This is a genomic window from Bifidobacterium magnum, from assembly GCF_000741255.1.
In the GTDB taxonomy this organism is placed as follows: Bacteria; Actinomycetota; Actinomycetes; order Actinomycetales; family Bifidobacteriaceae; genus Bifidobacterium; species Bifidobacterium magnum.
The window spans coordinates 1-18,676 of the sequence record NZ_JGZB01000007.1; the positions used below are offsets into that span (position 1 = coordinate 1).

The 18,676-nt window shown below is 57.9% G+C and carries 13 protein-coding genes, 1 tRNA gene and 1 rRNA gene; 5 read left to right on the forward strand and 10 right to left on the reverse strand.

The window, feature by feature from the left end; translation table 11 throughout:
• The first annotated feature begins 56 nt into the window (after window positions 1-56).
• The 3 genes from rrf (at window position 57) to BMAGN_RS08320 (ending at window position 949) form a co-directional block, all read left to right on the forward strand.
• A 5S ribosomal RNA gene (rrf, locus tag BMAGN_RS06335) occupies window positions 57-174 on the forward strand.
• 158 nt (window positions 175-332) lie between these two features.
• Complete coding sequence (locus BMAGN_RS08555; RefSeq protein ID WP_033510735.1) at window positions 333-584, forward strand: hypothetical protein; 252 nt, start codon at window positions 333-335, stop codon at window positions 582-584.
• Between the two features lie 74 nt (window positions 585-658).
• Window positions 659-949, forward strand: coding sequence for a hypothetical protein (locus BMAGN_RS08320; RefSeq protein WP_155802539.1), 291 nt, complete (start codon window positions 659-661; stop codon window positions 947-949).
• Between the two features lie 102 nt (window positions 950-1,051).
• Here BMAGN_RS08320 and BMAGN_RS06345 read toward each other — a convergent pair whose 3' ends face one another.
• The 3 genes from BMAGN_RS06345 to BMAGN_RS06355 all read right to left on the reverse strand — a co-directional run bounded on the left by BMAGN_RS06345 (window position 1,052) and on the right by BMAGN_RS06355 (window position 7,885).
• Window positions 1,052-4,984 (reverse strand): murein biosynthesis integral membrane protein MurJ, encoded by a 3,933-nt coding sequence (locus tag BMAGN_RS06345; RefSeq protein WP_026502126.1) that lies wholly within the window; start codon window positions 4,982-4,984, stop codon window positions 1,052-1,054.
• Window positions 4,985-5,016: 32 nt separating this feature from the next.
• Window positions 5,017-7,155 (reverse strand): DUF6049 family protein, encoded by a 2,139-nt coding sequence (locus tag BMAGN_RS06350; protein WP_152593280.1) that lies wholly within the window; start codon window positions 7,153-7,155, stop codon window positions 5,017-5,019.
• A 67-nt stretch (window positions 7,156-7,222) separates the two neighbouring features.
• Window positions 7,223-7,885, reverse strand: a complete 663-nt coding sequence (locus BMAGN_RS06355) for an NUDIX hydrolase (protein ID WP_026502128.1) — start codon at window positions 7,883-7,885, stop codon at window positions 7,223-7,225.
• An 84-nt stretch (window positions 7,886-7,969) separates the two neighbouring features.
• Between BMAGN_RS06355 and BMAGN_RS06360 the strand changes: the two genes are divergently transcribed.
• Complete coding sequence (locus BMAGN_RS06360; protein ID WP_026502129.1) at window positions 7,970-9,388, forward strand: CCA tRNA nucleotidyltransferase; 1,419 nt, start codon at window positions 7,970-7,972, stop codon at window positions 9,386-9,388.
• Window positions 9,389-9,450: 62 nt separating this feature from the next.
• On the opposite strand, the gene BMAGN_RS06365 is transcribed toward BMAGN_RS06360, so the two are convergent.
• The 7 genes from BMAGN_RS06365 to BMAGN_RS06400 form a co-directional block, all read right to left on the reverse strand.
• Window positions 9,451-10,074: a LytR C-terminal domain-containing protein gene (locus BMAGN_RS06365; protein WP_022860271.1), complete on the reverse strand. Its 624-nt coding sequence runs from the start codon at window positions 10,072-10,074 to the stop codon at window positions 9,451-9,453.
• An 82-nt stretch (window positions 10,075-10,156) separates the two neighbouring features.
• Window positions 10,157-11,074 (reverse strand): 4-(cytidine 5'-diphospho)-2-C-methyl-D-erythritol kinase, encoded by a 918-nt coding sequence (locus BMAGN_RS06370; protein ID WP_022860272.1) that lies wholly within the window; start codon window positions 11,072-11,074, stop codon window positions 10,157-10,159.
• Window positions 11,067-11,957 carry a 16S rRNA (adenine(1518)-N(6)/adenine(1519)-N(6))-dimethyltransferase RsmA gene (rsmA, locus tag BMAGN_RS06375; protein ID WP_022860273.1) on the reverse strand — a complete coding sequence of 297 codons (891 nt, stop codon included), beginning with the start codon at window positions 11,955-11,957 and terminating at the stop codon, window positions 11,067-11,069. The genes BMAGN_RS06370 and rsmA overlap by 8 nt, the downstream gene beginning before the upstream one ends.
• An 85-nt stretch (window positions 11,958-12,042) precedes the next feature.
• Window positions 12,043-13,614: an aggregation-promoting factor C-terminal-like domain-containing protein gene (locus tag BMAGN_RS06380; RefSeq protein ID WP_026502131.1), complete on the reverse strand. Its 1,572-nt coding sequence runs from the start codon at window positions 13,612-13,614 to the stop codon at window positions 12,043-12,045.
• Window positions 13,615-13,907: 293 nt separating this feature from the next.
• A tRNA-Thr gene (locus BMAGN_RS06390) sits at window positions 13,908-13,981 on the reverse strand.
• A 423-nt stretch (window positions 13,982-14,404) separates the two neighbouring features.
• Window positions 14,405-15,400 carry a DsbA family protein gene (locus BMAGN_RS06395; protein WP_022860275.1) on the reverse strand — a complete coding sequence of 332 codons (996 nt, stop codon included), beginning with the start codon at window positions 15,398-15,400 and terminating at the stop codon, window positions 14,405-14,407.
• A 76-nt stretch (window positions 15,401-15,476) separates the two neighbouring features.
• Window positions 15,477-17,537 (reverse strand): protein kinase domain-containing protein, encoded by a 2,061-nt coding sequence (locus BMAGN_RS06400; protein ID WP_081640929.1) that lies wholly within the window; start codon window positions 17,535-17,537, stop codon window positions 15,477-15,479.
• Between the two features lie 95 nt (window positions 17,538-17,632).
• On the opposite strand from BMAGN_RS06400, the gene BMAGN_RS08760 reads away from it, so the two are divergent.
• Window positions 17,633-18,658: a potassium channel family protein gene (locus tag BMAGN_RS08760; protein ID WP_081931574.1), complete on the forward strand. Its 1,026-nt coding sequence runs from the start codon at window positions 17,633-17,635 to the stop codon at window positions 18,656-18,658.
• Window positions 18,659-18,676 lie beyond the last annotated feature (18 nt).

An 18,676-nucleotide genomic window follows, 5' to 3' on the forward strand; every position in this document is an offset into this window, starting at 1 on the left:
TGTGCGCTCCGCGTCCATTAGCCGGTTCCCGGACCGCCACGCCAACGACTGGTTTTTGCGGCGGCCATGGTCCCAGGAGAGACGCCCGGTCCCTTTCCGAACCCGGTAGCTAAGGCCTGGCACGGTGATGGTACTGCACCCGGTAGGGTGTGGGAGAGTAACACGCCGCCGCATTCATTCTTCAAGTTGAGAGCCCTTGTCCTGACGGACAAGGGCTCTTTCTGTATTCAGACACTTACGCAAACAAAAGATATGTGTCCTCCACACTTGTTTACCAATCTTTCCATATAGCGCATCGCGCAAATTCGTTACGGCTTATTAGGATGCAACGTATGCATTATTTCGTTCCCAAGCGCTGTGAAACTAGTCAAAAGATCATGTACCATGACCGCACCACGGCATGGCATGCTGCGGAACAAAGTCGTATTGAGCGGGGAACGGAACTCTGGGTCTACCATTGTGATTTCTGTGGAGCTTGGCATCTGACGCACCATAATCCGGCCCTACAACAGGCGCACATGCAATTCCAGCATCAGCACAAGCCTACGTCCCGCAAACGCGGCTACAAGCCCCGTAGACGCTGATTTAGCCTTTATATGCTCAGTGTGCTCAGCCTAGCGATGTGAACATGGCTTTTCAAACTAGGGCATCTTAGCTTTTGACCCATGAAGTCGTTCAAAACCTTTATTCTTCTAATCCATTCATTTATTCAATGGAGGCTTTATGCCATCAGCGGTACAAAGCCTCCATTACTTTGCTCGATCCGTGCTGTTCCCGTACCGCCCGCGGCACAAACCTTCACCAGCACCCCCAACTTCTGCATTTTGCGACAGACACGCCGGGTTTCATGTCTCAAAATGCAGAAGAAGCACTGCAAGGGGAAAGCACCGCAGCAGAAGTCATGCAGGAGAAGCGATATAAAAGAGACGACGCAGAGGAAGCAGAATAGAGGCAACGCAGAAGAAGCCGCACCAACAACCAGTACAAAATCAAAATGGGGAGATAGCCATCATGGCTATCTCCCCATTTGCGTTCTAGGTTGCTTTTACCCTCAGTACGCCTTCATGGAGTTGATGTACAACTGGTTGCCCGGCAGGCTGTCCAGCGGCACCCACAGCATCACATTCTGCGTCTTGACGCTCTTATCGAGCTTGACGGTCGTAGTACCGCTCTGGTCGAACGTAAACTGCGCCACCTGCTCGCCTTGCGTAGGATCTCCGTTCGTGTTGACGCGGATAAAGCCCGTACCGCCCGAGGAACGGATGGAAATAACCACCTTGTTCACATCGTGCTCGCCGTCCAACGTAATGAGATAGCCGTAGCCTTGCTGGCCATTGGGCCGGTCCAGGAACTTGCCCGAAGAGATCGGGTAAGGTTCCGTATTCTCAGGCTTTTGCGTCTCGGACGGCTGTGCCGACGGCTGCTGCTTCACATCGTCATCATGCGCCTGGGCGTCGCTGCCCTTGCCTGAACCGAAGGGTACATCGTTCAAATTCATCTTCGGCCAGTAGCTCGTACTGTCCTGCTTGAAAATGTCGAACATGGATCCGCCCGTGGCCAGTGCGCGAATGGCAAGACCCAGCACGCACGCCAACAATACGGCGACTACCACGATCGCGGCGACACGTCCGCGGCCCTTGTGCTTCTTCTTGGGTTCGGGCAGGAACTGGGAGGACACAGGCGTCGTGTGCTCCGTCTCCTGCGGTGTAAAGCTTGGCGGCAGCGCCGGAATGCCTTCCTGGTATGTGGCATTGATTTGGCGACGTTCCTCGTCCAGCGCACGCTGCGATTCGGCTCCTGGCGGCACAATCTCGCCCGTATCGCTGAATACGGGGATGCGGCCCGTAGCCTGCAGTCCGCTGTCGGCGTCTTTGGAACCGTCACGAATGGCGCTCACATCGAGTGGAACCGTCATACGATTGGGTTGCATGGGCGGCTCCGGTTCTTCGCCGGTGAAAGCCGTAAACATTTCCGTAGCGTCTTCAGGATTGATTTCAGGCAGCGTGCCGGAATCCTTGCCTTCCATGTACGCTTTGCTCGAGTCCCACAACGCCTTAAAGGATTCGCCGGCCTTCAGCGCCTGCGTCTTTTCGCCCGCGCCTTCTCCCGCCTTGCCAGTCTTGTCATCTTTGCTTGAACCGTCAGAGCCGTTTTCCTCGGCATCCATCAAATCCTTGCCATCAGTCGCGGCCGCATCAATCAACGGGTCGATATCCGGAAGTGTCGGCAGGTTCAAGTTGAGCCCGTTGAACGCCAATCTCTGAGTGGAAGAGCTGATCAGGGTGCTGGGAATGGGAAGAATGTCGGCTTCCTTGGCTGGCTTGATCGGCACCTGAACAATCGAGCATTCGCCCGTGGGGAGCGTCAAACGAACGTCATGGCGCGACAGTGCGATCAACGGTTTGGGCTGTTCGAGCAACGCATGCAGCTCGTTCATGGTCAGCAACGGGAACGGATGGTCCTCGTCGTCCGTCATGTTGAGCGTACGGCGGCAAATGGCCGTAAACTCGATCGGCGTATCTTGGGGCAGCTCCGAAAGCCTGAACTGCTGCACGCCCGCGGAAGGAGTGCGCGTCAGCATGCTATAGAGCACGGCGCCGAGTTGGCAGATGGCCAAGCGTTCCATGGATACGGAACCGTCCGTATGGGACGGGTCAACGAGTCCGGCACTCACGGTGGTATCGGCCAGTTGCACGCCCGAACGCGTCAAGCGAATCGTATCGGTGCCCAGCGCGTGATGCGTCAAATGCTGCTGCTGAAGCTTCATCACCGCTTGTGCGGCTTCGGCGATAATGGAACGCATCGCTTCATAGCTCAGCGGCGCGTCGGTGCGGGCGCGCAAATACTGCGACAACGACATGCCCGTATCGATTTTCGTAATGACAAGTGCGATATCGCCCGCGTGCTGCAATTGCAACACGGAATCGAAACGTTCGTCATGGGATGCGGCCAGTGTGCCGGCTGTCGCGTTGACAGCGGGGAGCAGCGCCTTGTTGGTAATAATGAACAGCTGGCAGTCGCGGGACAGCACGCGATCGCTGGCCTTCCAGACCTCGATGCCCGGCTCCTCGCGCAATGGGGAAACAAGCGTATAGCGGTTAAGAACAGTATCTCCCAAATGAGGTCTCATGATTTCCCCTGCTTGCTGATTCACAGATGAAGGCGACGGATACAGTGGCGGCATGCTTGCCGGCCGCGCGTCTGGTGTAAGTGTATCGGTTGGCGTAGTCGTCGTTACGCGCTGAGGAAGCACGCGGGTGGCGTCCAGATCGTCGGCCGGAAGCTGTTGCAATTCCGTGGGAATGGGGGCGTCGAGTTCCTCGACTTCGTTAAGGGGTTCGTCCACGGCCGCCGCGGCTGCGCGTCCCGGAATACGGCGCTTGACGGTATTGAGCACCGACATGAGTTCTTCGGATTTCAAAATCCACAGCACGCCGATATAGGCGACCGTAATGATGATCGTGAGCAAGATTGCGGAAACGACGGCCTGAATCCATGTCATCGATCCTGTCGATCCGTGAATTTCAATGCCGATCATACGATAAATCGGTCCGCGCAACGCAAGTCCGCAGACCACGGCCACGATCGTGGCGACAATCGCCTTTCCATACGCGTACGCGATACGGCGGCCGTCAAGCGACCCGTCGAATCGCTTGCGCAACATAAGTACGAGCGGTAGGAACGAAAGAATATATCCCAGCGATCCCGTCAAACCGAGCAGCATGACCCACTGGGTGGGCGGCAGGAACGCCATGCCCGCATACATCAGGCCCAGCTGCAGCACGTAGTAGATCGCCATGAAAATGAACGGGGAGCGGCCGTCCTCGAATGCATAGAACGTACGCTGAATAATCAAATATGCGCTTGTCAGCGGCAGGCCGATGCCCAGCGCCATTAATGGGGCGCAAATCAATAGGGCTTGCGGCACGGCGACGGACGGCAGTAGCGCGCGCGTGATCGAGAGCGGCATGACGAGGAACGCGGCCGTGAAGAAGCACATGATCACGCCCACGGTACGCAGGGAGCTGCTTAAGTCCTGGCGCGCCTCGTCGAGCTTGCGTTCGGCCAAAGCCGAGGAGATTTGCGGGAAAATCGCCGTCGCCACGGACACGGCGATCAGCGAGTACGGCAGCAGATAAATCGTGTAGGCGTTCTGGTAAGTCGCGTTGCCGGCCACATCATACTGGCTCAAGCCCATCTGTTGTTCGGCGATCATCGGAGCGCTTGTCGTCATGCGCGTGCACAAAATATTGGCGAGCTGGTCAACAATGGCGATGCCGAAACTCCACGCGGCGATCGGGCCCATCGTGCGCAAACCGATACCATGCACGCCAAAACGCGGGCGGTAATGCAATCCGATGCGCATCAGCGGGAAGAACAGCACGAGTGCTTGAAACGCCACGCCCAGCGTCCACATGCCGGCTGTCAGCGCCAGTTTGTCTTGCGTCCAGAAAGAGGTCGGCTGTTCGCTCGCATGGCCGAAAATGGCGAGGAATACGCCGAAGCCCGCGCAGCTGATGATGTTGGCTCCCACCGAGCTCCACGCGTAGGTGGTGAAATGGTTCTTCGCGGCCAACACCTGGCCGATTACCGTATACAAGCCGTAGAAGAAGATCTGCGGCATGCACCAGAGCGTGAACGCGTTCGTCAGCGCGATCATCGCGTCATTGCCGTTGACATACAAGCGCGACAGGATCGGCGTCATTGCGGCCATGAGCAGCGTCACGCCGGCCAGCAGCACAATCGCGAACGTGATGAGCTTGTTGAGCTTGTCTTCGGCGTCCTTGTCTTTCAACGTGCGCACAATCTGCGGGACAAGCACGGCGTTGAAAATGCCGCCCGAAATCAGCGTATAAATGACCTGCGGGATCATGGAACCCGCCTGGTACGCGTTGGCCGTCAGACCCGTGGTACCCAGCGCCGCGGCCAGCAAAATCGTACGAATCTGGCCTGTAATGCGCGACGCCGCAGTACCCGACGCCATAATGAACGAATTTTTACCTACGGAACTGGAACTCATTCGTCGGGATCTTTCTTGCGGTGGAACTGTCGCCACAATCCGAGCGCGCCGAGCACAAAAGCGATAATGATAAACAGTGATCCGCTTTTGTCGCTGATCTGCAGGGCGCTTGTAATCGTGGTGTATTTCGTGGAACTGAACGCGCGGCCATCGCGGTCGAGCAATTTTTCAGTGGCGATCGTGGAACCGGCGGTGGACACGCGCACTTTAAACACCACTTGCGCTTCGCCATGGGCGGGTACTACGGCGTCGGTCATGCGTGACGTGACGATTTCCATCGAATTGGTAATCGAAGAGACTTTCACATCCACGGGGAACGGCAGTGAATTGCTCACCGTCACGGGCATTGTCGCCGTTTCCGAAACCACATTGATCGAATTGGAAGACGTGATATTCACGGCGTTGAGCAGCGTGGAGGCGAAATCCGAGGCGCCACGCGTCATGGCATTGCGCATCGTGTTGTTGCCGTCCATCGCGAGCAGCGCCATTGTGTTGTGCGCTTGCAACAAATCCTCGCCCCAAGCTTTGGCGGCTGATCCGCGCGAATCCGCATTGCCGGCCTCGGTGGAAGCGTCAGGGGAGGGGGAGCTCGAAGGCGAAGGTGTCGGCACTTTTCCGGACACGTCGAGAATGGAATCGGTAAATCTTTGCACATCGACACGGCTCTGGCGCAGCGACTCCAACGCTGCCGTCACGGCCGTCGTGTCCACGGAAGAACCGTCTTCGGATTCAGGCAGCAACGCCACGGCGTTGAGACCGTCGGCCAGCGGCTCGCTATGTTCCAGCGTGCTCAAATCCGTAATGTTGAGCCAGCTTGCGTTATGCAACGCGGCCATGATTTCCGAGACTTCGCGTGCGGACGTGTTCGCGCCCATGCACACCAGCGTATTGCGCTCCATATAGGGCTGTTCCATCTGGTAGAACGCGCTTTGCGCCATAAACCGCGCTACGCGGCCCGCCACGCTTTTCTCGGCGCTCGCCGCACGGCTTGTCTCGGATCCGGACGCCAGTTTCGTCAGCACGGGTTGTGCGGCAAGCACCTGGACCTCGCCATTGTCCGTGGGAACGGAATAGACGGAAGTATGCGCGCCATTGTCCCCAAGATTTTCGAAATTATGCGTGGCGATCACCGTGGTGTAGCCCTGGGAACGCGCTTGGGACAGCGCGTCATACGTCCAGACTCCATTGCCCTGCCATGCATATGTATTTCTGTTCGCCGAATTGTCGCCGACCATGGTGCGCCACGCGTGCAGGCTGGCGTGCGCGTTCCAGTCAGTCGGATCGATGCCGGCTCCCGCATACAAGTCCGTGTCGTTGAGCTGCGTGTAGGCGGTCATGTCGAACGCGCCCATTTGCATGAGTCCCTCAATATGCGCGTCGGAGACGCTGCGTAGCACAAGCGGATCCGCGATCGTCTGCAACTGCGGATAACGGGCGCCCAAGGCCGCTTTGGCGCGCAAATCGGCCTGCGTACTATCGGAAAAATTGACTACGGACGCCGGATTGGGCAGATGATCGCCGTTGCCCTTGATCAGTTGCGTTTGCGCATTCGTATTGACTTGCCATTGCGTGCTGGAAAGCGGCATGACGACGGTCATATTGAGTTGCGGAGTACGTTGCGTATCCAATCCGTCCCAGGAACGCGTGAAAAAGGTGCGTGAAACGATGGGAGCGCCGTTGGTCGGACTATATTCGACGGCCAGCGGGCGCGGTCCCCATGTCGCGATGGATTGGAGCGCGTCATCGTCTTTGCCGACGTCGATGGTAACCGTCTGTGTCCCGTTCGCGTCGATTTCGGGAACGGAAACGGACTCGAGTCCGTCGGGAACGGGAATGCGCGAATCGTCGTCGGCCCACTGCTGGACTTCCGTACGTGAGGTGAACGCGTGCTGAAGATTCGTATACAGCGCCAGTACGCCGTCTTCCAGACGTTCATCCGTATGGTTGGCGATCGTGACTTGCGCGCTTAATCCGGAATCTTGCGTCACGATAGGCGTGAGTTTGTCGATCGTGAGCGTGACTGTCGGGTCTGGCATTGCCGCGGAACCGGAAGACGGCTGCGATTCATCGGCGGACGCCAGGGGAGTGTGGAACCCGATGCCAAGCGCCATGCACACGACAAATGTCAGTGTCATGGCTATGGCGACACCCGCACGCCGCACATGGGTGAGAGCGCGCCAAATAGCACGAGATTGGTTCACGTTACGCCTGCCTGTTACGTTTCCTTGCATACAGCCATGCAATTTTACGCTCATTAGGGTAACTCAGCACATCATCGAGGTCTTCGAACTTTACCCAAATGGCATCTTCGGCCTCGTGATCAGGATCCCCTTCTACTGTCAGCTCACCACCAATCTGACGTAACGCAAAGTGATGGACGAGCTTATGAACGCGCTGGCTGGTTCCTGTAAACCAATAGTCTATCGTAGCGATGGAATCTACCACTTCTCCGAGGATGCCCGTTTCCTCGTGCACCTCACGAACCGCCGTCTGCTGGGGCGTTTCACCTTTTTCAATATGGCCCTTGGGCAGGCACCATTCCAAGTGTCCGCTGCGCGAATGGCGCGCGATAATGGCCACGCGGTTCTGGTCGTCGAATACGAGGCCGCCGGCCGAATATTCGCGTACTACGGGAAGATCCTGCGCGTTCAGCGACGCGAAGGTGGAAGGGCGTCCCACGGCGCGGTGGCGCGGCATCATGGCCGGTGTCGGCGTGGACGGCTCCTCGATCTCGATGGAAGGGGCCGGAATAATAAGGCCTTCCGACTGGGACGTATATAATAATTTGTCTGGTTCCAGCGGATTTTGGGTATGGTTGGCCGCAGCGTTGGCATGCATTCGTGCAACGTCCGCGGGTGTAATCATGTAATCAACCATACTCAACCCATGTGCAGGCTAGGTAACGGTATGCTTGAAGAGCAGAATATAAAGTTGCCAGAAAGGGATGGCGTGAACTTCGAAGTATGGCCCGAAGCCATTGAACTTGGGCGAATGTTCGCCGATGAAGGGTATGAGCTCTCGCTGGTGGGAGGTCCCGTACGAGACCTGTTGCTGCACCGGCGCTCGCATGATCTGGATTTCTGTACATCGGCGCGTCCGGAAGAATTCGAGCCGATCCTGCGGCGTTTCGGCCATGATGGATTCTGGGACATGGGCCGCAAATTCGGCACGCTGGGCGCCATGCGCCGCCGTCCCGACGGCACCGAAGTGAAGGTGGAAGTCACCACTTACCGTTCCGACACCTATGATCCCGACTCGCGCAAGCCTGAAGTGGCCTACGGAGACTCGCTGGAAGGGGACCTGTCGCGTCGTGATTTCACGGTCAACGCCATGGCGTTGCGCGTGCCCGACCTTGAATTCGTCGATCCGTTTGGCGGCGCCAATGATTTGCAAAAGCAAGTGTTGCGCACGCCAATCGATCCTTACCAGTCATTCGACGACGATCCGCTGCGCATGATGCGCGCCGTACGATTCGTGGCGCAACTGGGCTTCCATATCGCTCCGGAAACGGCGGAAGCGCTCAGCGACATGACGGACCGCATTTCGATCGTGTCTGCGGAACGCGTGCGCGACGAACTTACGAAGATTTTGCTCAGCGAGCGGCCCAGCCAGGGCATTTCCACGCTGGTTGAATCGGGCCTCGCGGATCTTGTATTCCCTGAAATTCCGGCATTGCAGCTGGAAATTGACGAACACCACCGCCATAAGGACGTGTTCGGCCACACGCTTATGGTCATCGACCGCGCGGTAGCGCTCGAAACGGGCGAGGACGGCCCTGTGCCAGCTCCCGATCTGACATTGCGACTGGCGGCGCTTATGCACGATATCGGCAAGCCGAAGACGCGCAAATTCGAGCCCGGCGGCAAAGTGAGCTTCCACCACCATGACTCCGTGGGTGCGAGAATGACGCGCAAGCGCCTCAAGGCGCTGCGCTTCGACCACCATCTTATTGAAGACGTCACGGAACTCGTGAACCTGCATTTGCGTTTCCATGGTTATGTGGACGAGCCTTGGACGGACGCCGCCGTGCGCCGCTATGTCAAGGACGCGGGACATCTTTACGAGCGCCTCAACCGCCTGACGCGCGCCGACGCCACCACGCAGAACAAGCGCAAGGCGCTCGTGTTCGCGCACGCCATGGACGAGATGGAGGATCGCGTACGCGAACTCAAAAAGAAGGAAGACTTCGACGCCATCCGCCCCGATTTGAACGGCGACGAGATTATGCAGGAACTGGGCATCGCTCCAGGCCCGGCGGTGGGCAAGGCTTACAAGCACATGCTCGAATACCGTTTGGATAACGGTCCCGTGGACCATGAGACGGCTGTGGCTGAATTGCACCGCTGGTACGAGGAATCGCAGGAGTAACAAGAACGGGCCGGACAACCTGACAATGCAGGTTGCTCGGCCCGTTTGGAAAGTTCAGAACATCAGACGTTGTTGTGGGCTTCGGCCGCCGGAAGCTTGCCCAGCTTGGAAGCGTCCACGCAGTTGGAGAATCCCTTGATGTCGCTATTGGTTTTCGGGACATCGCTTTCGGGCGTGAGATTGTCGAAGGTGGAGCCCAGCACCACGTCGACGAGCTTGTCGTCACGATTGTCCATCACCATTTGGGCATCCGGAATATTGCCGGCCACCGTGTAGGCTTCGTTGATCGCATTCTTGCCGAAATAGATTGTCGTACGCTTGACGTCCGAATCCTTGTAGTTGTCGACCGACTGCAACACGAATTCGCGGTTCTCGAGTGCGGAACCCACCGCGCCCGCAAAGCCTGCAGAGGACGTGCCGTTCAGCACGCGGACCGTGACATTGCGGTTGTCCAAATACTTGCCCTTGCTTCCGTCCGCGGATGCCACGGGGCACGCCGTCACTACGCCGTAATTCGGCTCGTCTTCAGAAGAATTCACGGTGCCCAGGCCTCCCACATGGAAGGCGACGAGTAGCGCAATCACGAGAACCACCGCAAGGACGACACCCACCGTGGAGAACACCTTGGTCTGACGGCGGCGCATATAAGCCTTGCGTGCTTCGCGCTCTTCGTTCTTTTGAGCCATGACACTTCCTTACTGCGTATGCTTACTGGAACATCCTAGCGCAGGCGCGCTATTAGGAGGGGAGCCGTGAAACCTTATGAAATTATTGCGCGCGCACGATTGGAGTGACAGGCGCCGTGGCGTGAATCACGCGGTCGACGGCGTTGGATTCATACCAGGCGCGCTCGATGGCCGCGGCCGTGTCCGCATTGGGCACGAACGCCACCACGGACGGTCCCGAACCTGAGACGAACGCCTGCGTGGCTCCATATTGCAAGGCTTCATCGATGGCGACACCGCTTCGCGGATGCAACGAGATGGCGGCAAGCTGCAGCGAGTTGGCGTCCCCGGCCTTGGCGCCCAACTCGTCGAATGACGCATATACTTCGGGCGTACTCAATTCGGCGCGGTAGGCGCCCACGAGCACATCGCCCGTATAGCCGGCCGCTACCAATGATTGAACTTCTGGATTAGTAGAGTTCAATAGTTCAATTTTCTCGCCGTATCCCGTGCCTCGAGCGTAGCCGCCTGTAAGGCAGAACGGCATGTCGGCGCCCAGATGTGCGGCGATCTGCTGCAAGCGTTCCAACGGCCAGTTCAATTCCCATAATGAGTTCAATGCGAGCATGGCGCCGGCGCAGTCCGAGGATCCGCCGCCCAATCCCGCGCCCACGGGAATGTTCTTTTCAATGGTTATGGCCACATCGGCGCTATTGCCGCTTTCCTCGGCCATCGCGAACAGCGCGCGCACGGCGTGGTTGTTGCGCAGATCCGTGGAAGAGGACGCCAAGTCGCCCAAGAACCGGCCGGAAATGTCCAGCGAGAAGCCGCTGCCGGCCGGCTTTTGGCGCACGGTCACCGTGTCGAAAACGCCAATGGCGCAGTAGATGGTGTCGAGTTCATGTCGGCCGCCCCACGCTTCGCGCCGTCCTCCCACATGGAGCGTGAGATTCGTTTTGGCGGGACAGTCCACGCTTACCACGGCGGGCGAGGTGGGGGAGAACATCATGCCGTCACTCATGCGCGCACTCCTTGACGCCCCATGCCAGACGCGCAAATTCGTCAATCGTCAACGTTTCACCACGACGCGTGGGATCAATGTCGGCGATCGCAAAGGCCTCATTGGGTACCAGCTTTTTGAGCGCCGCGTGCAACGTTTTGCGGCGCTGGCCGAAAGCTGCGTCCACAAGAGCAAAGACTTCACGGCGGTCCACATGCAATTCCTCGGCAACGGGCAATGAACCCTGCTCATAGCGCGTGAACTTCACGAGCGCGGAATCCACATTTGGCGCCGGCCAGAACACGTTGCGGCCAATGGTTCCGGCATGCTCGGCCTCGCCGAACCACGCCAGCTTGACGCTCGGGGCGCCGTAAATCTTGCTGCCCGGCTTGGCGCACAGGCGGTCGGCCACTTCCTTTTGCACCATGACCACGAAGGACGTCAAGTTGGGGAAGCGCTCAAGCAAGGTCAATACAATAGGTGTCGCCACGTTGTAAGGCAGATTGGCGACAAGCATGAAATGGTCGTCATTGTTGAAATCCGGAAGATTTTCCGGGGTGACAGCCAATGCGTCGGAAAGTACCACGCGGAAACGGTCGGTGGCTTCCGGCATGAATTCGGCAATGGTGTGCGGAACGCGTTCGGCCACGGACGGGTCAATTTCAACGGCCGTCATGGTCGCTCCCGTCTCCAAAATGGCAAGCGAAAGCGAGCCCAATCCCGGGCCGACTTCCATGACGTGATCCTGCGCCGTCACGCCTGCCGCGCGAACGATTTTGCGTACGGTACCAGGATCGATCACAAAGTTTTGACCAAATTTTTTAGTGGGGCTAATTCCAGCCTCCGCAGCGATTCTGCGGATGTCTGCGGCGCCCAACAGTCGCCCGGATGCGTGTTCAGCCATACTTGCCCTCACTTATGCCAATTACTCACTCAGATTTCAGTATAGCTAGAGGCGTTCTATGACGGCGTCGCAGTGAGGCACAGGTTTAGTACCAGCCGACCTTTTCCGAATGCTCCCAAGCTTTGAGCGGGCTGCCATACTGCTGCGCAATATAGCTTAAGCCCCAATCGATTTGGGCGGCTCCGTCATTGCGCCAGTCCCCATACGCGGCCATTTTGCTTGGCGGCAAGGCCTGCGGAATGCCGTAGGCACCGCTCCAAGGATTCTCGGCGCTCCATGTCCAACCCGATTCGCGGTTCCAGAGCTTGACAAGGGCCGTCCAATTGTCACCCGTCCAACCGTATTGTGCCGCGGCTCCCGACGCATAGGTTTGCGCCTGTCCCGCGCTGGGACGGTAGAGGCGGCATTTTGAAGCCGCGTCCTCTTCGGGCTTGGGTTGCGGAGTTGGCTGCTGTGTCGGCTGCTGGGTGGGTTCCTGAGTCGGCTGTTGCGTCGGCTGCTGAGTAGGTTCCTGCGTTGGCTGTTGCGTCGGCTGCTGTGTGGCCTGCGGCTTTTGCGTAGGCTGCGCGGGTTGCTGGGTCTGAGATTCCTGCGGTTTGGCCGATTCGGAAGCTTGCGGTTTGCTCTCTTCCTGCTTGGTGTCCGCGGAAGCGGACGAGTCCGTGTGCTGCTTGGATTCGGAGTCCTCTTGCGTGGACTGGTGAGCGTCTTGAGACTGCTGGGCCTGCTTGGCGTCGCTATCCGTGCCGGATTCCGACTTTTTAGAATCGGCTGCGGAGTCCTGCGCATTGGTTGTGGCGGCAGGTTTCGCCGTACCGCGTACCACAATCTGGTCGAGCGGCTCGCGCACGGTCGCCTCGGATGTCACCTTGCGCGACTCTTCCACACCGTCCACGAGCGTCACGTCATAAGTGACGGTTTTCTCGCCGGCCTGGCCTTGCTGGCGCACTTCAACCGTGCCCTCGGGCAGGGAAGGATCCTCGATCACGCGTGTGGAGAAAGCGATAGGTTCAGAAGTCGTTTGCGTCTCATGCGTCACGCGCTGCACTTGCAGAATGGTTGCGCTGCCATCCTTGTTCACGGTGACGCGATCGTCCTTATGAACGACGATGCCCTTCGAATCGAGAATCGAAGCGGCCGTCAGCTTGCCGTTGGGCGCGATGGAGGTCTTGCCGTCCGCGATTACGGTGACGGGACCGTCGGAATTGACATCAATACCGCCCGTCAACTGATTTTTAACACCGGACAAATCGACGGTAATTTTGTTCGCCTGGGCCTGATTGGCGGCGAAAAAGTCGAGCAATTGAGAAACGCTGTCCGCAACGGTCCAGAACGGAACGGTCTGGCCATTCATGATCAACGTCGTCTCGTAAGCGGATTTCACCGTCACGACAGTGTGGTTGGTCAGGTCGGCTCCGCTGGAAGACTGTACTAAATCGTGGGTTTTGATCGGCACATTTTGTTGGCGCAAGAAACTGGAGACGTCGGGCGCGTAAGTGGTGACGGTACGGTGTTCGCCGTTGACTTCCAATGCGACCGTTTTGCGCGCTGTGCAGACGAATGTGACGCACGACGCCAATACCACGGCGAGCACCACGAGTATGACGCGCATCCTTCGAAGGGTAATGATGCGTTTCGGAGTCCATCGTCTCGCCATATGCACTGCCTGCCTCTCCGCTCTAGCGTAGTGTCGCGTACCATTGTGGCACAAAACGAAGTCGCGTGCATTACATTGAAAAAGTAAAAAAAGATGGGGGCGAGAGAGAAGGGTATATTCTCGCCCCCTAATTGGCAGGCAAAGCTGGTTGGGAGATTGCCTGCCAAACCGGAAGCCAATGGTTGGGAGAAGGCTACCGGGAACTTACTCAGGGGTAAGACTATTGCGGCGAACTCCGTTGTCCTGTATGCCTTCAGTATACAACTCACAACTGGCGTTCTCAACGCACTGTGAGCCTCCTGTCGGGATCGAACCGACGACCTGCCGCTTACAAGGCGGCCGCTCTGGCCATCTGAGCTAAGGAGGCAAAATGCCCGTTGCGCTGCAAATTCGTATACGCAAGCGCAAGGAATAATATAACAACTCACGAAGATCTTCAAGCAGAGACGCGTCTGTGGTGTCTTTCGACGAACGCGTGAACCTCAAAAATCACGGAAATGTTCGCATCGTGATTTCGACACGCACAAATAATGAGACATTTGAATGCCGTGTGTCACAAAAGGGGGTGTAGTCGATCTCGGTTCACCCTTACGGCCGTATCCGCATAGTGGATATTTGAGGGTGTCTGCTCGTAGCGAATGTTACGTGCCGGCTACCGCCATAAGGGAAGAGCAAGATGCCCCGTAACCCTACGGAACCGTAGGTTTACGGGGCATCTATGACATCTGTCAACTATTGATTTCGTTGACATAAAATACTGCGGAATGCAACCGGCAGGGCTTATTTTGCGTTACTTTTCTTCAGATCCTGTGGCCACGGAGATCGGCTTGCCCTTGGCGCCAATGGAAGGCATATCTCCGGCAACGCCCACATCGGCCTTCTTGAGCCCAATCGATTCGAGGAATCCGTCGGGGATCGACACGTCTGCCAACGTCAGCTGGTTCATGTCCCAGAAGTAGCCGTTGATCGTCACCGTGGGCGTGCTCATCGAACCCTTGAGGCTGCCCGACGTGTTCCACAGTTCCTCGCGCTTAGGCGTATACGTGTTGATGGCGTCAAGCCAGTCCTTGTATGTGCCGTCAAACGCCTTGTCGGCCACGTCGTCGGAGACGCCCGCCTTCTTCATCTGGGCCTTGAGCTGGTCATTGGACACGGATTGATAGTCGGGCCCCTCTTCCGGCTGGAAATCTTTCTTATACAAATTCGTGACGTATTCGAGAAGGTGGTCCGGATTATCGTCGTGCTCGGCAATATAGAGCGCGGCGTTCGCGGCGCGGCTGGAATATTCGTCGGTCGAATACCGGTCCATGAACGACATGAAATGCAGATCAATATTGATCTGGCCGGCATTCATCATTTTGATCAAGTCCGCATCCAAATTGCGGTTCAGATTGCCGCAACCCGGGCACAGGAAATCCATGTAAATGCCGACCGTCGGAGCGTCGGCGACCTTCTTGCCATAGCCGTCCTTGGAAATGAGAATGCCGCCCTTGTCGTCGGCCTTCGACGGCTTCGTCTCCACGGCCTGCAGCGCGCTGTACGCCTGGTCGGCCGTCTCGTCGCTCGCCGCGTTGTTGCTGGAAGCCGGATGCAGATTGCGCCACACGGCCACACCGGCAATCACCAGCAACACAACCACTACGGCAATCACGATCACGCCAATGATCGTCTGCTGTTTGCGTTCCTTGGCGGCCTGTTCAAAACGGGCCTGCTGCGCCAAACGTTCGGCCTCGCGGCGTTCCGCGCGCGACTTATGGTTCGATTTATTGGCATTCGGCTGAGCCATACGAAACCTTTCCTTGTTACGGCAATATCTGCAATCAACCTTATGGCACACACCCTACGATTTCACGGGCGGAAATTCACAGTATCCACGGCCACCAGTCAATGCCGTGCGCCATGAACAACATGACCAGCGTCACGAGAATGGCGACGATCGCGATGCCCAGCGTGGCGCTCGCCAAGGTATTGGCCTGGTTCTCCCCGTTGCGCTCTTTGCCGCGCAACGAACCCAATCCCATGCGCAACATGGCCGTATGCGGACAATAGCAACCGATAATCCAAGCCGCCGCCGACGCGACAGCCAACGACAGGCCGCCCCAAGACCATGGCGACCCGTATGGAACGGGAATACGCAGCAGGGATCCGAACAAATTGGCGGTCGCAAATGTCAGCGGCGCATGCAACAGCACCACCATGATCACCACGAGGCAGACGTTTACCACCAAACCAATCGCCAAGGTCGGCAGCACCTCAATGAATCCGCGCAACAGATGCACGGGGAACGAGAGGATGCGCAACAGCATGTCGGAAGCTTTCGCTGCACCACGCCGTGTCTCGCGCTGCGACTGGGCCACAATATTGATGCCGATGGCGCTCGCAATAATCATGAGCGCGCCCGCAACAAGGCATGACGTAATCGGATATGCCGCGGCCAATATCATCAACGGCAGCGCAAGCGTCAGAATAACGGGCATGCTGCGCTGAACATACAGGCTGCGCGGATCACGGTACTCGGGAGCCGGATAGTCGGGCGCCGGATGCTCGGGAATCGTATATTCGGGAGCCTCGGGTCGGACGGACTGTACCGGCTGAACCGGCGCCGTATATTCAGTCGTATATTCGTGAGCCGCCGCGTATTCAGGAGCCGACGGACGTTCCGTAACAGGCGCCGCATGTCCCGATTGAGGTATCGCCTGCCGCTCGGCCATCGGCACCGTATGCGAATCGCTGACAGCCGCCTGGGGAGAAGACGACACCATACGGCCCGGCTGAACGGGCACGGTATCACCCATAACCTGCGTCGCCTGTATCATGCTTTCGTGCGGCTCCGCCACCGTATTCATCAACGGCACAGTCGCCGAATCCAGCGCCGGCGTAGCTCGCAAAGTCTGCGAAGGCGGGGGAGGAGGCGGAGTTTTCAACGCCATCGTGCGCCGGTCGCGCGCACGCCATGCCAAACGCGCGTTCGGAAATCGGGTATGCTGGCGCTCGCCGGAACGGTCAGTGCTGTTCTCGCTGGTCCCGTCCGGCTCAGATTTGCCAAAAGGGAGCATCATGTCCGAATCCGGACGGTCCCACACATCTTTATTCCATGCGTCTTTGGTAATCGCGTTCAGCAATTCCTGCGGAGTGCAACGTTTGGATCGGTCCGGGCTGAGCGCGGAACGGAACGCGGCCAGCGTACGCGGCGGAAGTCCGGCCAAATTGGCGTTGCCGCTCGCCTCGCGTTCGAGTACGGCCATCATCGGGGACGAACCGAATACGGGTGCGCCCGTTGCCGCGAACGCGAGCACCGATGCCACCGACCACCAGTCGGTCATCTCGTCCGATTCGGCGCCGTCAATAATTTCCGGAGCGATGAAGCCCGGCGTACCCATTACCAGGCCCGTGCTCGTCACATGGGACTCTCCCTGTCCCATAGCGATGCCGAAATCCACGAGAATCGGGCCCGACGTGGAAATCATGACATTCGTCGGTTTGATATCGCGGTGGATAATGCCGGCGGCATGCACGGCCTGTACGGCGGCGATTAGTTTGCTGGCCAACCGCTCTAGGTCTTCCCCCACATACTTGCCGTTATGCGCCACATCGTCGCGCAGGTTTTCGCCCTCAATCAACTCCGTCACGATGAACGCGACGGAATCGTCGAGTTCCATGTCGTCGATGCCGCACACACCCGGATTATGAATTTTGCGCAGTGCCATGGCCTCACGGCGCAGACGTTCACGAGACGTAACGTGATCTTTCGTGTTGCGGTCGTCCTCCAACGAGTCGCGCAAGATCTTCATGGCGTGCAATTGGCCGCCGTCGTCTTTTACCTTCCACACCGAACCCATGGCGCCGCCCCCCAGACGGTCGATCAGCGTGTAGCCGCCGATCGTATCGCCCGCCTGTACATTTAGCGCTTGGATTTCACTCATGCGCACCATGGTAATGTGTGCAACGCCATATTTTCTAAGAAAGTAGCCATGCGGACGGCTCAACGGTTCCATGGTTGGCTCGTTACAATGCAACTATGACGTTGAAGCAGTGGAACCGTTACACCGACATACCGTTGATGGTGCTGTCGGGAATCTTCCTGTTCGCCTACTCTTGGACGATCCTTGCCCGCACGCACATGTGGCTGTGCGACTGCGTCATTGACGTCATCTGGATCGCGTACGCCATCGATTATGTGGTGTCTCTGATTCTCGCGCCCAACCGGAAAGTTTGGTTCAAGAAGAACCTGCTGTTGCTGGCCACCATCGCGTTGCCGATGTTCCGCCCATTGCGCCTGCTGCAATTGCTGGCCATGCTGCACATGTTCAACCATGGGGCCGGCATGGCGTTGCGCGGTCGGCTCGCCGTGTACGCAATCGGCATGTTCGTCATGACGATCTATGTGGGCGCGCTCGCCGAATACGCGGCCGAATTCGGCGCTCCCGACGCACGACTTACCTCGTTCGGCGTGACGGTATGGTGGGCGTTCGTAACGGTAACCACGGTCGGATACGGCGATTTGTATCCCGTTACGGTTAGCGGACGTATCGTCGCCGTTTTTCTGATGTTGGCCGGTATCGCACTCATCGGCATTGTGACGGCCATCATCGCGTCGTGGATTATCGATCAAATCAACAATGAGACGGCGGAACAGGCGCATGAGGAAAACGCGCTGGTCGACGTTGAATCGCAAGTGTTGCAGGCGCAGATGCGCGAACTGACGCACTCGGTCAATGAATTGAACAACGAAATTGCGATGATGAAACGCAAGCGGCGCAAACATAAGAGAAATGGCGCGGCAGCGGATAATTATCACAATGAGGGCGTCCGTAATGAGTCAGATCATAACGCGGCTGTTCATGCGGGACCGTTCATTATGGATCCGCCATACGTGATGATGAGGTCCGTAATGAGTCCGCTCATAATAGGGGCGCCGTTCAGGGGAACGCGTCGGCTCGCAGTGGCGCGGTTCAGGGCAGCCCGTCTGCTCGCAGTGGCGCGGCCCGCAGTACGACAGCCGCCCAGAATGTTGCGTCCTATATGGCTCCTGGCGTGCCTGTGATTCCTGTCAACCGGTCTA

Excerpts from the sequence above, each read along its gene's own strand:
- BMAGN_RS06395 (WP_022860275.1), bottom strand. The coding sequence starts at position 15,400 with ATGGCTCAGCCGAATGCCAATAAATCGAACCATAAGTCGCGCGCGGAA.
- BMAGN_RS08555 (WP_033510735.1), top strand. The coding sequence starts at position 333 with ATGCATTATTTCGTTCCCAAGCGCTGTGAAACTAGTCAAAAGATCATG.
- BMAGN_RS06345 (WP_026502126.1), bottom strand. The coding sequence starts at position 4,984 with ATGGCGTCGGGTACTGCGGCGTCGCGCATTACAGGCCAGATTCGTACG.
- BMAGN_RS06355 (WP_026502128.1), bottom strand. The coding sequence starts at position 7,885 with ATGATTACACCCGCGGACGTTGCACGAATGCATGCCAACGCTGCGGCC.
- BMAGN_RS08760 (WP_081931574.1), top strand. The coding sequence starts at position 17,633 with ATGACGTTGAAGCAGTGGAACCGTTACACCGACATACCGTTGATGGTG.
- BMAGN_RS06370 (WP_022860272.1), bottom strand. The coding sequence starts at position 11,074 with ATGAGTGACGGCATGATGTTCTCCCCCACCTCGCCCGCCGTGGTAAGC.
- BMAGN_RS06400 (WP_081640929.1), bottom strand. The coding sequence starts at position 17,537 with ATGAGTGAAATCCAAGCGCTAAATGTACAGGCGGGCGATACGATCGGC.
- BMAGN_RS06350 (WP_152593280.1), bottom strand. The coding sequence starts at position 7,155 with ATGACACTGACATTTGTCGTGTGCATGGCGCTTGGCATCGGGTTCCAC.
- BMAGN_RS06380 (WP_026502131.1), bottom strand. The coding sequence starts at position 13,614 with ATGGCGAGACGATGGACTCCGAAACGCATCATTACCCTTCGAAGGATG.
- BMAGN_RS06365 (WP_022860271.1), bottom strand. The coding sequence starts at position 10,074 with ATGGCTCAAAAGAACGAAGAGCGCGAAGCACGCAAGGCTTATATGCGC.
- rsmA (WP_022860273.1), bottom strand. The coding sequence starts at position 11,957 with ATGGCTGAACACGCATCCGGGCGACTGTTGGGCGCCGCAGACATCCGC.